Raw genomic sequence first — 13,087 nt, forward strand, 5'->3', positions numbered from 1 at the left:
TTCCCCACCTCCCCCTTGTATTTACTGACGGCGTAAATCACAAACAGCCCCACCATCGCAATTAACGAAAATACGTTCGCCTTCTCGTGCGCCTGGATAGTTAAGTACGCTAACACAAGGAATATCATGTAGCTTAACACCGTGCCGCCTGGCATTTTAAACGGCCTGGCTCTGTCAGGTTCTGACTTTCGTAGTTTCACTAATGCGACCGGAATAGCAACGCACGCTAACAGCTGGAAAACGGTGACGATGATCATGATGTTTTGCCAGTTCTTAGCAAAAAAGACGATAAATATGCTGATAGCAAATACCGCCGTGAGGGAGCGACGGGATAGGTTAAACCTTTCCGATATCTTATTGAAAAACGAGGGGAGCTGTCCATCCTGTGACATGCCGGTGATCATCCTTGCGCTTGACGCCATGTAGATCGCCCCCGTTCCTGACGGGCTCACGGCCGAATCGATATACAGCACGGTCACCACGCCAAGGTTGACCCCAATTAGCCCTAATAACTGCGCTAAGGGCGATGTGAACAGACCTATATGGCTCCAGCCCCCGGCAATCAGATTGGCAGGCATGGCGCCAATAAAAGCAAACTGCAGTAATAAATACACCCCCAGGCATAAAAACACGCAGCTAATTAACGCCAGGGGGATTGTTTTTTGTGGCTTATCTAACTCAGTGCCGAAAATGGCGATCATGGCGAAGCCGTAGAATGAATAGAAGATGCCGGCCTGCACCACCGCCGACACGGCAGGCCCCATCATGCCCGTCGCCGTTTCCTGAACGCCCGTCGCCGTGTAAAAACCGCCTAGCGTAAAGTTAGACAGACTAAAATGGCCGTCCCACCCGGCATAGATAATCAATAGGAAGCCCGTGCTAATTGGCACGATAATCTTAAACAGGGTAATAACATTATTGCATTGGGATAATAGTCGCATTCCCCAGAAGTTGATCGCCCCATACAGCAGCACCAGCAGGCAAACCCACAGCTCACCCGTCAACGACAGGTCCTTTCCCGTCATCAATAAGGGGTAGACGTGGCTCAGGTATTGTATTGTTGCTGACGCTTCTGAGGGAATGACCAGAATGAGCCCAAATAAATTAGCCACCGCAATAAGAAATCCATAATCGTTATTTTTGTGACTGAACGTCAATATCCTCGCAAAAAAGCCCCGATCAGTGAACATGGACGCCGTTTCTGCTAAGAGTAAGGCGAGCGTTAACGCCAGCAGCGCGCCCATTATCCAGGAGACAAAAGACATTGGCCCTACGAGCCTGGCGGCGTTATAAGAGGCAAACAGCCAGCCGCTGCCCACGATGCACCCGACGCCGATTGCTATAGCGGTAAATAATCCCGGCTTTTTAATATTATCCGTATCATAACTCATACATCACCTTTTATTGTGGGCCTGTTGCCGGCAACAGGCATGTTTCCATTTGATTTCGAATGGAGAACATCTGATCATATTGACTCTCAGTAGGATATTGCTTCAAAGCTTTGGTTTACTATTGATTGATAAGCATACGATTTTTTGTTCGAAAAATGTTCGCTCCGTAATCTTTCTCTGGTAAAACATCGCTCCAGAAAACACACCATCAGTATTACGCCATAAACCAACTAATTTCTCTGAATAGTAAGTCTTTCAATAGCTTACTTTATAATGGTAAACTATTTCGCAAACATATTTAAAGCTGAGTGTAAACATTATCGCCTATAGTTAGTGGCGGAGGTCCATATTGTGCACATGGATTTCCATTAAGAAATTCAACATATCTGCAAGGATTAGTTATTTGGTTTGAGACAGTTGCATCAAATTTAATATAAAATAAAAGGTCCAGCATCGTTTCAAGCATCTCCCTGTCCTCTACCCCAGTAACTGAATCATGATACAAAGACCAGGCATGAGGGTTGTCAACACTTGAATAAACCTTACCAATAAACCCCACAACCCTAACATTAGGAATACATCCAGATAATCTACAAGCGAGGGTATCTTGATAGCCATATATACCTGAATACCTCAATCTTTGCATTACAGTCGAAGGTTTAAGGTAAACGGAAAAACAACTAGCAATTGTTATTTTGCTAAAATTTTCACCCCAATCTGTAATGAGAGCGTTTAGTCTAACGGCATCTAAATACTCACCATCCCTGACAATATAATTTTGCCAACCATGTGCGCTAATTATAATTTCAGTATATTGATTTACACGATGTGAAAAAGCATAAAAGTCGGGCTTGATATCGAGAAGCCTTACATTATCCATATATACCACTATTATTAGTATCAATCATTAAGCTACGGCCACATGTTTACGGATTTATTTTCCAATGGTGCTCCGACCACTTTAGATATAGAACATGCATGAAACTCTGCCAAAGGAATAACAAGCTGTAGATTTAAATTTTACATAGATATCTAGTCCTCTTTCTGTTTATCTGACCAGACAATATATCCATGTGTATTTGCTGTCACATGCTTATGAGTTACACTCCCATATCTTACCATCAGTGTTTCCATATCTGACTGTGCGGAATCATTCCCCATGGAAATATTTTGCTGTGTTATATATGCTTTTCTAAATAACGATTTAAAATATAGTTCGCATGATTGTGTACCTGTATGTCTATAGAAAGAAATCTCTATATTCAACTCCTCACCGTTACTTAATGCTAACGATAGTAAAGGTGTGGCTCCGTCGATTAACTTTGTTAATGACATGTGTCCTATATTTGCGGCAAGATCTCTATAGCCTGATGAATTCACTTGATAAAGATAACATTCATCTTCATGTCCGATCTGATGCTTATTACCGATAGATGAAAATGAAGATGCATTCTGAGATATAACACCTTGGGATTTACCTTCAACTTTCATGTATATAAGGTCTGACATATCCGAGTCCTATTTTCAGTGTATAATAAAAATAACAGCAAAAAACCGTGATAAAATATTTTATTTTGGTGCGTGATACTTCGTAAACGTAACCAAACTTGGCTGGTTATGTACATAACCCTGTGGCCTGATACCACCAGCCAGCCCTATCGGGTCTGACGACAGATATTGCCTTAACTCAGGATCATAATAGCGATAGTGATTATAGTATAACCCGCTTTCGGCATCATAAAACTGGCCAGGATAGCGCAGGTCACAGCTGACTTCAGCTAACCGCCCTAAATAGCTACGCCTAATACCGCTACACTTTCGCAAGACCATGCTTACCTCCCGGGAATGGACTGACGGTTTTCATAAAATGGTGAACCTTTCTCAGCAACTGCCACATCGAGCGGCACTGATGGTTGCAAGTTATCGTGTCGTGAAGCGCCTGCCATAGGCGTTCAACGTGGTTCACCCACGGCGAGTAGACCGGCTGATAAATCACTCTGAACTTCGTGTTACCTTTCAGCCAGCGCTGTGTTTCACGGCTCTTGTGGATGATGTAGTTATCCACGATAAGTGTGATGGTTTTTGCCCGTCTGTATCTGGCTTTCAGGTGATTCAGCAGGCCGATGAACAGCGCCGAACTCTTGCTGTTGCCACCAACGTAACTGACTTTGCCCGTACCGCTGTGCAGAGCCCCGGCCAGGTAGTATTTTTCATTCTGCCCCGGCGTAACAACTCGCTTTTGTTGTCCCCGTAACTGCCAGTCTGCGCCGATTTTGGGATTAAGGTGGATATCCACTTCATCTTCATAAAAGACCGGATGCTCTGCGCTGCATTCGTCCAGTGCTTTGTGGATTGCCGCCATCTTTTCATCCTTATGCGGGGCACGGATACGCAGAGTTGGCGCGGCCCTTCGCCACACAAGCCCCGCAGACGGCAACCAGCGGCGAACGGTTCCGGCATGTAACTGACAGCCGGTTATCTCACTGATTTTTATTGTCAGAAGTTCTGTACTCCAGCGTGAGCGCTGGTAGCCAAAATCGCCGGGAGCATATTTTACCAGCTCACGTAATAACGTGCAGATATGCTCAAAAGGCCAGCGACGGGTTCGTCCGGCAGGTAATGATTTCAGTCCTGCAACACCCGACATCGTGAACCAGTTAATCCAGCGTCCGACGGAGGAACGGGCACAGCAGAGCGTTCTGGCAACATCGCTGACGCGGTCGCCCCGATGCAGCATCAGCATGGCCGTCAGCCTGCGGGCATAATTTTTATCGTGCGTTTTATGGATTGCTTTCTGCATCAGGCGTCGTTCGTCACGGGAAATTGGTGCTATGATCGGCATCGCTCAGTCCGGTTGGTGATATGCGTTATTTGGCGATTGATCAGATCGCATAATCTGGACTGAGTTCCCTTAAAGTGATCTACTATTCGGTGCAGCTATTTAGGTATTTTCCATAAGAGAGAAATAACAACTGCAGGAAAGTATTTAGAAATATCTATAACCCACTTTGTTATTTATTTACTCATACGGTGACTTGTAAGTTTGAACGGTAAGATTTGTTCTAATTTCATGAATTACGTCATCACTTTCAGCATCAAAAATAAAATACATATAAAAATCATATCCGAAGTGGAACTCAAAATTATCAGAAACCAATTTACACCATATATCCTCCCTCAAGATCGACCTAATCACCTCCTCAAGCTCGCCCCTCAAAACAACTTCATTGTCTTTATATTTAAACAGTTCGACATTAATCTCCACCCCCTTAATGCACAAACCAACGATATTAAACAAACCACAAGCATTTAGTACAAAATCAACATACTCCTTCTCAACCACTTCATACTCTGAGATACTGACCTTCTTCCCTACATCAAAAAAGCTAGTCCATTCATTATCTGAAGAGCATAAATTCCCAAAAGAATCATATTTCTTATACTTAGTTATTCTATATGAAAATCTCACAATTAATCTCCAATTCGGTTCAGACTTTCGTCGTAAGTACCAGACCGGGTTCTCCTACTACCTAAATTTCTAACGCTATCAGCTCCTTTCCAATACCCACCATTATGTTGATCCACATCTGGCGTAATGTATTTGATTTTATTAGGCGACTTGGGATTTGTGAAAACAGGTTGACCATGTGACCGCTCATTAATTTTGCTATAACCTAATTCTTTCGCTTTATCTGCATGCCCACACCCAGCCAAACCAAGCGGGTCAATCCATTCCACAGGATTGTGTACATAGCCCTGTAGCCTGATACCACCAGCCAGCCCTATTGGATCAGGCTACAAATACTGCCCAAGCTCTGGATTCGACTGTTAGCCTCTTGTGGATTTTCTCAGCACAACCCTCTCGCAGAGCCGATCAAATCAATCACGATATATTGTGACCGATTCCAAGGTAAAATTATAATGCAATTTACAAAAGTTCGATATTTACCCTGACATCCCCACCGACATTAGACAATATAGAGTTATAAAAGGCAGTGAATGTATTAAAAATCTTATAAACATTACCTTCCTCATTAAACTCCTGATGACAGAAACCATCATCAAAATGCATATGACTTCTATCCCAATAATAAATTGACTTATCGCCCCCACTTCCATTAATTAAAAATAAATTCCCACCTGGATCCGCACCAATGACAAAAGGGTTATCAAAAGCAACAAATTCATCTCGTATTTCGTTTACCTTTACCAGATTTAGAGTTTCATTTTTAGTATCGATACCATACATTTCCTGGAAATCCACTTCACCATTATCAACCATGGAAAAAGGAATCGTACAATAAGAGCCCGAACCAATAAACATCCCATTGAACCGAGTCAAAAATTCAAAATAATCTTTAGGAAGAATAACCCCATAAGTGGATTCAACCTTCAGGATATTTGAATCACTAGTACCAAATGATTTTATGATTGCCATCAACCCTCCAAAGTCAGCTACATTTTTTATTTTTAATATTAGAAACGCCACCCTTATGTGTAAATTCAGAATGCACACTTTTGGGCACTTCTTGCATCGTAATTCCATTTTGATGATGATGCCATGTATTATTCAAATAATCAGCAGGTCCATTTGGAGCCAATGCATCAGCTTTACCAAAATCACCTAATGGACTCCGACCATGATTTCCCATAAGGTCTGGAACATCAACCTGTTGCACTGTATGAGGGCCAAAGTCAGGATACCCATCAGGATAACGAACCGTCGTACCAGCAGCATTTTTATAAATCCATGTTCCGTCAGATTCATTCTCGACAGTGCCTCCTTTAGCTACCCATTTGATTGGATCAGGAGAGTTAGGCGGTTTTCCAAGAATTAAACCAAGTGGATCAATCCACTCCAGCGGATTATGCACATAACCCTGCGGCCTTATCCCACCAGCTAAACCTATTGGGTCTGACGACAGGTATTGCCCAAGTTCAGGATCGTAATAACGATATCGATTGTAGTATAACCCGCTTTCGGCATCATAAAGCTGACCGGGATAACGCAGGTCACAGCTGACTTCATCGTTAGCCGCATCCCCCGGGAACATGGGGTGGGGAACTGGCGTTTTCGTCTCCTGATACCCGCCCCACAGCGCCTGCTCACCGCGCCAGTGAACCTCGCCGTCTTCGCTGCACAGCTCCCTCGCCGTACCGGTCAAATCCGTCACGATGTAATGCAGGCGGATCGTATCCCCCTGCTTTTCCACCTGTGCCAGCGGCCGGAAGCTGCCCGGTTCATATACCCACTGTACGGCGCGGGCTGCACTGCCATCGGCCAGCCACTGTTGTTCACCGACCAGCTGGTCGCCATCCCAGCAGTAATCCACTCGCAGCAGACTCCTGGCCGACTCCACATTACCCTCACGGACTTTACTCATCCGTCGCCCAAAGGCATCATACCGGTATCGCCACCGCGCACCATCAGGACGCTGTATCCGAATCAGCCGATCGTGCGCATCCCAGGTATAGTACGTTTCTTCTGGCCGGAACCCGGCACGCTCGCGGCGTTTGATAATAAGTCTGCCACAGGCATCGTAATGGCAAAGTGTGTCACGATAGCGAGTCACCCGGCCTGCCACGTCGTAATGAATGTTGTCCGTATGTACCACCGGCGTTGACGACTCCGGCGCTTTACCGGCAACCAGTGACTGAATTTCCTTCAGATTCAGTTCGCTGTCATACGCAAACACTCTGGGCTTCCGGCGCTCTCCCCGCCCGCCACGCTCTCCAGTTATCTGCCCGGTACCATTCAGTCTGAACTCCCGGTTTCCCCAGTGGCTGTCGTCAATGCCCACCAGGCGATCCAGTACATCGTACCGGTATTGACGCTCCAGCACGTCATTCACCCGACCACCGTCCGGCGCCAGAGACTGACGCACCAGCAGTCCGGTGTCACTCCATTCATGTCGAAGCGAGAATCCCTGACCGTTGCTGCGCTGTTGCTCCAGACCAGCCCCATTATGGCTGAACGTCAGCGGCTGATAACTCCCTACCGACAGCGCGGCCAGACGCCCCTGGTGCCAGCTGAGACCCAGCTCTTTCAGCAAACCGCTGGCGGCGATGCGCTGAGCACTCTCATCATAAACAGAACGAATCTCCTGCCCGTTTACACGCTCACAGATTATCCTACCCGACGGGCTCCACTCGTACTCCACCACTGCATCCGCACCAGCTGCTTTCAGCAACCGCCCTGCGGCATCATAGCTGAACGCTGTGATGCTTTCCTGCTCTCCCTCTGCACGATAAGCCGTGATGTCACTGAGACGCCGGACCTTATCGTAGCCATAACGCAGCACGCTGCCATCCGGTGCATGGCGGGCGTTGAGCTGTCCGCAGACATCGTATTCGTACCGGTACAGTCTTCCGTCATAATGTCGCTCTTCTGATAACCGACTGCAGGCGTCAAACCGGTATACCCACTTCTGACCATGACTGTTGGTAACGCCTGCAAACTCAGCTTCCGCGTTATAGTGAATCCGGACGGAGGCCCCCTCCGGGATAGTTATCCCGGTAAGATTATCAAACGCCCCCCAGGTGTAACGGTGCACCAGCCCCAGCGCGTCACGCACGGAAGTCAGATTGCCCTCTGTATCCCATTTCAGATGACTTTCAGTACTATTTTCATAACGCACCAGACAGGGCGTTTCACTGCTTCCCTTATATTCCCAGCGGCGAAACAGCATTTTCCCGTTTTCCGGAACGATCCGGCGTTCAATAAGACGATACTGTTTATCGTAGTGAAATTGCACCGGAGGTATGCCCGTCGATTCAATACGCTCTGTCAGCCCGTGCGCGTTATACTGCCAGTGCTGTTCACGACCGTCCGGCGAAAGCAGGGAGGCCAGCTGTCCCCGTTCTGTCCAGCGTTGTTCCTGGCGCCGGCTCTCCGGATCCTGGACTGCCAACAGCAGCCCCTGCTGGTCATGCTCATACTGCCAGACCGCACCACAGGGATCGGTATACGTCTGCAATACGCCTTCATCGTCGTAATCATAGCCCTGACTTGTACCATCCGGATGGATGACGGCAACGACCTGCCCCCACGAATTTCTCTTGAATTCTGTGCGGTTGTCCCGTGGGTCAGTTTGTGCCACAAGCTCGCCGTCCAGCCATTCAAAACGGGTTTCCCCACCATCAGCCTGACGACGACAGAGGATGTTATTTCTGTGGTCCCGGGTGTAGCTCACCACACCACCGAAGCCATTATGGTAGTGGCCGGTAAGGGTCTCATCATCCCAGACATAGCGGCCACGCCAGTAGTCGCCTGATGTTCTGTCAGTAAGCGCACGCCCCTTGCTGTCGTATGTATGCTCCACCCACGTTTGCGACAGATCATTCCATCGGGTCATCCAGCCTTCAGGTGAATAACGATAATCAAAACTCCGCCCCTCACCGGCACGCACTTCAAGAAGATGCCCCTGCGCATCATAGCGATACGTTGCCAGCGTTTTTACCGCGTTTTTATCCCTGTCACACAGTCTCAGTGTGGTGAGTCGGTTATGCTCAGTTTCGGCAAAAATAAGACGGCGATCCGGCAGCACGACCCAGCGTAACGTTCCCCGGTCACGCAGAAGAGTAATACGGTTACCCGCCCGATCTTCCATCGACGTCAGATTGAGCTGTTTACCCTGCGCATACTCAAACTCATAACGGATGCCGTCAACGTGACGTAATGTCAGTCGTCCCTGTTCGCGGTTCAGTCGCCATTCAGGCCCGGAAGCCGCCCGCTGATGCTGACCTTCATCCGGTGTAGCAAAGACATGCTGGTTGAACTCACCGTCAGTCAGCGTGACCAGTCCGTTATTCAGGGTCAGGTGCATATCCCACTGACAGCGCCAGAGTGAACCCAGCAGGCCAGAATGACGCTCGCCGGTGGAGCGATAGAAGCGGTGTAATTCGAGCGGGAAGCATCCCGGCACGGAGAAGTCGGTACGCCAGTCAACAACCGCCCCGGTCGCCATATCAACCGGCTCACCTTCCGTCTGGCAATGCTTGCTGGAGGCCAGGCAGGTCTCATCCTTTTTCAGCGCGTCCTGCTCAAGCCGGGTTTTATCCACGACTTCACCCCGGTTGCGGCCTGCGCTCACCGATACCGTTGCGGCTGAGATCCCTTCAGCATTTTTGCGTTCATAGCTGCCTTTAGGGCGTGCAGAATCCGATACACGGGTAACCACTTTCGAAACAAACTCATCAAACCTGGCCGTGATGTACGCCACTGAAGCATCAAATTTTTCAATAAGTCGTTCCAGCGCATCCACCAGCGCACGAAACTCCGCGTGGATCATCTGCACAATCCAGCTGTTACTGGCCGCGTCCGTCAGCGTTTTTGACAGCGCTGTATGTATCTCTGACAACAACGCCCGGGCCTGCGCGCCATAGTGCTTCAGTTGCCCCTGCAGATAACTCAGCCCCTTCACGAGATTGCCGTCAGAGAGTCCCCTGATAGTGCGAATGGCAAACTGAATATCACCGGAATTGAGCAGATGGGATTTTTCGAGGCCGCGCAGAATGGCCCGACCGGAGACTTTGATGGCATCCCCCAGTCCGGGAATAAACCCGATGGCGCACAACACACCATCCGCAATATGTAGCGGGTCATCCAGGGTATCAGGGTGTTTCCAGCTGTCCCATGCCCATTCACCGATGGCATAAAAATCGATGGCCTGCCCCACCACGGGCACAAAACCCAGGGCAATCTGGCAGAACAACAAAAGCGCCGTGTTACCATCCCCCACCTGGTCAGCCACTTCTGCGGCCAGACGGTGGTGAATGGTATTAATGGCCTGTTTGAGCGCGATATTGCCCTGATTAACCTGCCGGTCGAGCTGCCGGAATCGCACGTACGCGTCACGGTAATTTTCCGGTACGGAGGTGAATACCCCGCCCAGCCAGCCGGTATCATTCACCGTCACCTGTTTATCGCTGCTGTCCGCTGCATCGTATTCAAGCAGCCCCTGCTGTCGCAGCAGCAGAAACAGCGTGAAATACTCTCCCGCCAGGCGGGCATATTCAGGGGTGTCCTGCAGTAAAGGGTTATTTGTCTCTGCCTTTTCCGGTTCAAAGGTGTCTGAACCTTCATCCAGCAACAGCTCAAACGTTCCGCATCCCATGTCGTAAATCAGACACAGGCCATCAGCATCAGTCCGGCCATTAATCTGCTTTCCGTTACTGTCAGTCAGCACGAAGGGCGCATCAGGAACCGGCTTTCCGGAATCATACTGGTAATGAATCAGCGCCTCACAGCCGCATTTGACACAGCCCCCGGAGATTTTATTCTCAGTGGAAAAGTTCTTTTCAGCGGCATCGTTGCTGCTCAGTAAGCACGCGGTGAACTCACATTGTTAATCCTTGTGCGACTCGGCACGCTTGAACCTCATGTTCACTACGCAGGTTCCCCCATGCCAAAATCTCGCCATACCCTCCAACAACAGCAGCAACATGTCGCCGACTGGCAATTCAGCGGCCTGTCCCGCACTCAGTACAGCCTGCAACACCATCTCAATGTCAAAACCTTTTGCAACTGGGTCGGCAAGTGGACCAAAATCCCAACGTCACCGGCCGCTGAACCCCCTTTTATTCCGGTGACTGTTGCCCCTGAAGAGGCACCGCTATCCCTCCCCAACATAGACCCGCATATGCCCGCCATTACCCTGAATTTAAAACGGTGCTCCATCACCTGCCAGCCCAGCCAGTTGCCGGCCATCATGGCGGAGCTCAACCTATGCTAATGCCTCATGCCATCTGGCTGGCCCGTGAGCCGACCGATATGCGCCGGGGTATTGATACCCTGACCCGGCTGGCCGATGAACACTTGCCCTCGCCCTTACCGCCGGGAACCGCGGTGGTTTTCTGCAACAAGGCACGCTCACGCATCAAAGTGTTGCAGTGGGACAAGCACGGCGTCTGGCTGTGCACCCGCCGGTTGCATCAGGGCCACTTCACCTGGCCCCGCCCCGGGGATACCGCCTGGCCGCTGACGGCAGAGCAGTTCGCCTGGCTGACCAAGGGGGTAGACTGGCAACAGGTTGAGGGGCTTGACCTGCCGGGCTGGGAAACCTGAGACGTTAAACGTTAACGTCATGATATGACGTGATTATCACCGTCCGTTATGTCAAGCTGCTGATATGGATATCGACGCGCTGTTTACCACACAAGATCCCCATGAGTTACGTGTCCGGGCTCTGGCCCTGCTCGAAGCTCAGGCTCACTACATCCAGGCCCTGGAAGACGCGCTGAAGGCCGGCCGTCGCTGGCGCTTCGGCCGCAAGAGTGAAGCCTTCCAGGGCGAACAGCGGAGCCTGGCGGAAGAGGATGTCGATGCCGACACCGCCGACCTGGAACAGCAGTTGGCGGCGGTGTTACCGGCAGGCAAGGCGCTCCCTGGCACACCGCCCAAACGCCAGCCATTGCCGCCAGAGTTATCCCGTGAAACGGTCCGTCTTGACCTGAGCAGTCATGACTGCCCCGACTGCGGGCACGCCCTGCGCCCCCTGCGTGATGAGGTGAGCGAACGGCTGGAGTACATTCCGGCTCGGGTGGTGGTGCATCGCACGGTGCGCCCGCACTACAGCTGTCCCTGCTGTGAAACCGTCCATACCGTTCCCTTACCGCCTCAGCTTATCGAAAAAGGCCAGCCCGGTCCGGGGTTGTTGGCCCAGGTCACCGTAGCCAAATGCAGTGACCATCTGCCGCTATACCGTCAGCAGAAAATCTACCTGCGTCACGGTATCGATATTCCCTGCAGCACGCTGGCTGGTTGGTTCGGTGCGGTGGGGGCGGCACTGAAGCCACTGGCCGACGCCCTGCGGCAGGACCTGCTGCAGCAAGCGGTACTGCAGGCGGATGAGACACCGTTACTGTTGCTCAATCCCGAAAAAGGTCACAGCCAGAAGGGGTATCTGTGGGCCTACGTCAGCGCCGCCGGGGCAGACAGGGCGGTGGTGCTGTATGACTGCCAGCCGGGCCGCAGTGGCACCTATGCCAGCGCGATGCTGGATAGCTGGCAGGGTACGTTGGTCGTGGACGGCTATGCCGGTTACCGGGCGCTGTTCGACGAAGGTAGCGTGAAGGAAGCCGGCTGCTGGGCGCATGTGCGTCGGAAGTTCTTCGACCAGCACAAGGCGAACGGCAGTCCGGTGGCAGAAATCGCCCTGGCCACTATCCGCGAGCTGTACAACCTGGAGCGACGGATAAAGCAGCGCCCGGCAGAACAACGACGACGATGGCGACACCGTTATGCCAAACCGCGGTTGAAGGCGTTCGAAAGCTGGTTACAGGTGAAGCAGCAGAAGACGGCACCAAACTCGGGGATACGCAAGGCCATCGACTATACGTTGAAGCGATGGGCGGCGTTACTGGTCTATCTGGAGGATGGTCGGGTACCGATAGACAACAACCGGGCGGAGAACGTGATACGTCCGGTGGCGGTTGGGCGCAAGAACTGGCTCTTCGCAGGCAGTCTGCGAGCGGGTCAGCGAATGGCGAATATCCTGAGTCTGCTGGAGACGGCAAAGCTGAACGGTTTGGAGCCGTATGCCTGGTTGCGTGATGTACTGACGCGGTTGCCGTCGTGGCCGAACCGGCGGTTGAATGAGCTGCTGCCGTACGCCGGCAATACCTTCCGTTAGTCCTCTGAAAATCCAAAACACAAACTCACCTTGCAACGCAAGGTGAGTTCACCACGTGCTTAC

Annotated in this window: 12 protein-coding genes; 3 read left to right on the forward strand and 9 right to left on the reverse strand. The window is 50.5% G+C overall.

Annotated features, from left to right (window positions below):
* The 9 genes from ADK28_RS23680 to ADK28_RS31050 all read right to left on the reverse strand — a co-directional run.
* The coding region (locus tag ADK28_RS23680) for an APC family permease (protein WP_048796845.1) at positions 1 to 1,391 on the reverse strand (1,391 nt) is incomplete at its 3' end.
* Between the two features lie 298 nt (positions 1,392 to 1,689).
* Positions 1,690 to 2,271, reverse strand: coding sequence for a hypothetical protein (locus ADK28_RS31840; RefSeq protein ID WP_152929745.1), 582 nt, complete (start codon positions 2,269 to 2,271; stop codon positions 1,690 to 1,692).
* 152 nt (positions 2,272 to 2,423) lie between these two features.
* On the reverse strand, positions 2,424 to 2,900 hold the full coding sequence (gene tssD / locus ADK28_RS30545) for a type VI secretion system tube protein TssD (protein ID WP_075202136.1): 477 nt from the start codon (positions 2,898 to 2,900) through the stop codon (positions 2,424 to 2,426).
* A 60-nt stretch (positions 2,901 to 2,960) separates the two neighbouring features.
* Complete coding sequence (locus ADK28_RS30550; RefSeq protein ID WP_075202137.1) at positions 2,961 to 3,221, reverse strand: RHS repeat-associated core domain-containing protein; 261 nt, start codon at positions 3,219 to 3,221, stop codon at positions 2,961 to 2,963.
* On the reverse strand, positions 3,202 to 4,233 hold the full coding sequence (locus tag ADK28_RS23685) for an IS630 family transposase (RefSeq protein ID WP_075202138.1): 1,032 nt from the start codon (positions 4,231 to 4,233) through the stop codon (positions 3,202 to 3,204). Before ADK28_RS23685 ends, ADK28_RS30550 begins: the two co-directional genes overlap by 20 nt.
* Positions 4,234 to 4,410: 177 nt before the next feature.
* Entirely contained in the window at positions 4,411 to 4,860 is a 450-nt protein-coding gene (locus ADK28_RS23690; protein ID WP_048796846.1) for a hypothetical protein, read from the reverse strand.
* A gap of 2 nt (positions 4,861 to 4,862) precedes the next feature.
* Complete coding sequence (locus ADK28_RS33560) at positions 4,863 to 5,129, reverse strand: toxin C-terminal domain-containing protein (RefSeq protein ID WP_204375382.1); 267 nt, start codon at positions 5,127 to 5,129, stop codon at positions 4,863 to 4,865.
* A 190-nt stretch (positions 5,130 to 5,319) separates the two neighbouring features.
* The gene (locus ADK28_RS23695) at positions 5,320 to 5,829 is read right to left on the reverse strand and encodes an SMI1/KNR4 family protein (RefSeq protein WP_048796847.1); all 510 of its coding nucleotides are present in this window, start codon (positions 5,827 to 5,829) and stop codon (positions 5,320 to 5,322) included.
* A 13-nt stretch (positions 5,830 to 5,842) separates the two neighbouring features.
* Entirely contained in the window at positions 5,843 to 10,579 is a 4,737-nt protein-coding gene (locus tag ADK28_RS31050; RefSeq protein ID WP_053091605.1) for an RHS repeat-associated core domain-containing protein, read from the reverse strand.
* A 216-nt stretch (positions 10,580 to 10,795) separates the two neighbouring features.
* Here ADK28_RS31050 and tnpA point away from each other — a divergent pair, with 216 nt between their 5' ends.
* The 3 genes from tnpA to tnpC all read left to right on the forward strand — a co-directional run bounded on the left by tnpA (position 10,796) and on the right by tnpC (position 13,024).
* The gene (gene tnpA / locus ADK28_RS31845) at positions 10,796 to 11,125 is read left to right on the forward strand and encodes an IS66 family insertion sequence element accessory protein TnpA (RefSeq protein ID WP_049191698.1); all 330 of its coding nucleotides are present in this window, start codon (positions 10,796 to 10,798) and stop codon (positions 11,123 to 11,125) included.
* A complete protein-coding gene (tnpB, locus tag ADK28_RS23705) occupies positions 11,119 to 11,457 on the forward strand; it encodes an IS66 family insertion sequence element accessory protein TnpB (RefSeq protein ID WP_048795397.1) in 339 nt (112 codons plus the stop codon). Before tnpA ends, tnpB begins: the two co-directional genes overlap by 7 nt.
* 64 nt (positions 11,458 to 11,521) lie before the next feature.
* Positions 11,522 to 13,024, forward strand: coding sequence for an IS66 family transposase (tnpC, locus tag ADK28_RS23710; RefSeq protein WP_048795398.1), 1,503 nt, complete (start codon positions 11,522 to 11,524; stop codon positions 13,022 to 13,024).
* Positions 13,025 to 13,087: the final 63 nt, after the last annotated feature.

Origin of the sequence: Serratia sp. 506_PEND (assembly GCF_001076875.1) — a bacterium.
GTDB lineage: Bacteria > Pseudomonadota > Gammaproteobacteria > Enterobacterales > Enterobacteriaceae > Serratia > Serratia marcescens.

Excerpts from the sequence above, each read along its gene's own strand:
- tnpB (WP_048795397.1), top strand. The coding sequence starts at position 11,119 with ATGCTAATGCCTCATGCCATCTGGCTGGCCCGTGAGCCGACCGATATG.
- ADK28_RS23685 (WP_075202138.1), bottom strand. The coding sequence starts at position 4,233 with ATGCCGATCATAGCACCAATTTCCCGTGACGAACGACGCCTGATGCAG.
- tnpC (WP_048795398.1), top strand. The coding sequence starts at position 11,522 with ATGGATATCGACGCGCTGTTTACCACACAAGATCCCCATGAGTTACGT.
- ADK28_RS23695 (WP_048796847.1), bottom strand. The coding sequence starts at position 5,829 with ATGGCAATCATAAAATCATTTGGTACTAGTGATTCAAATATCCTGAAG.
- tnpA (WP_049191698.1), top strand. The coding sequence starts at position 10,796 with ATGCCAAAATCTCGCCATACCCTCCAACAACAGCAGCAACATGTCGCC.
- ADK28_RS31840 (WP_152929745.1), bottom strand. The coding sequence starts at position 2,271 with ATGGATAATGTAAGGCTTCTCGATATCAAGCCCGACTTTTATGCTTTT.
- ADK28_RS30550 (WP_075202137.1), bottom strand. The coding sequence starts at position 3,221 with ATGGTCTTGCGAAAGTGTAGCGGTATTAGGCGTAGCTATTTAGGGCGG.
- tssD (WP_075202136.1), bottom strand. The coding sequence starts at position 2,900 with ATGTCAGACCTTATATACATGAAAGTTGAAGGTAAATCCCAAGGTGTT.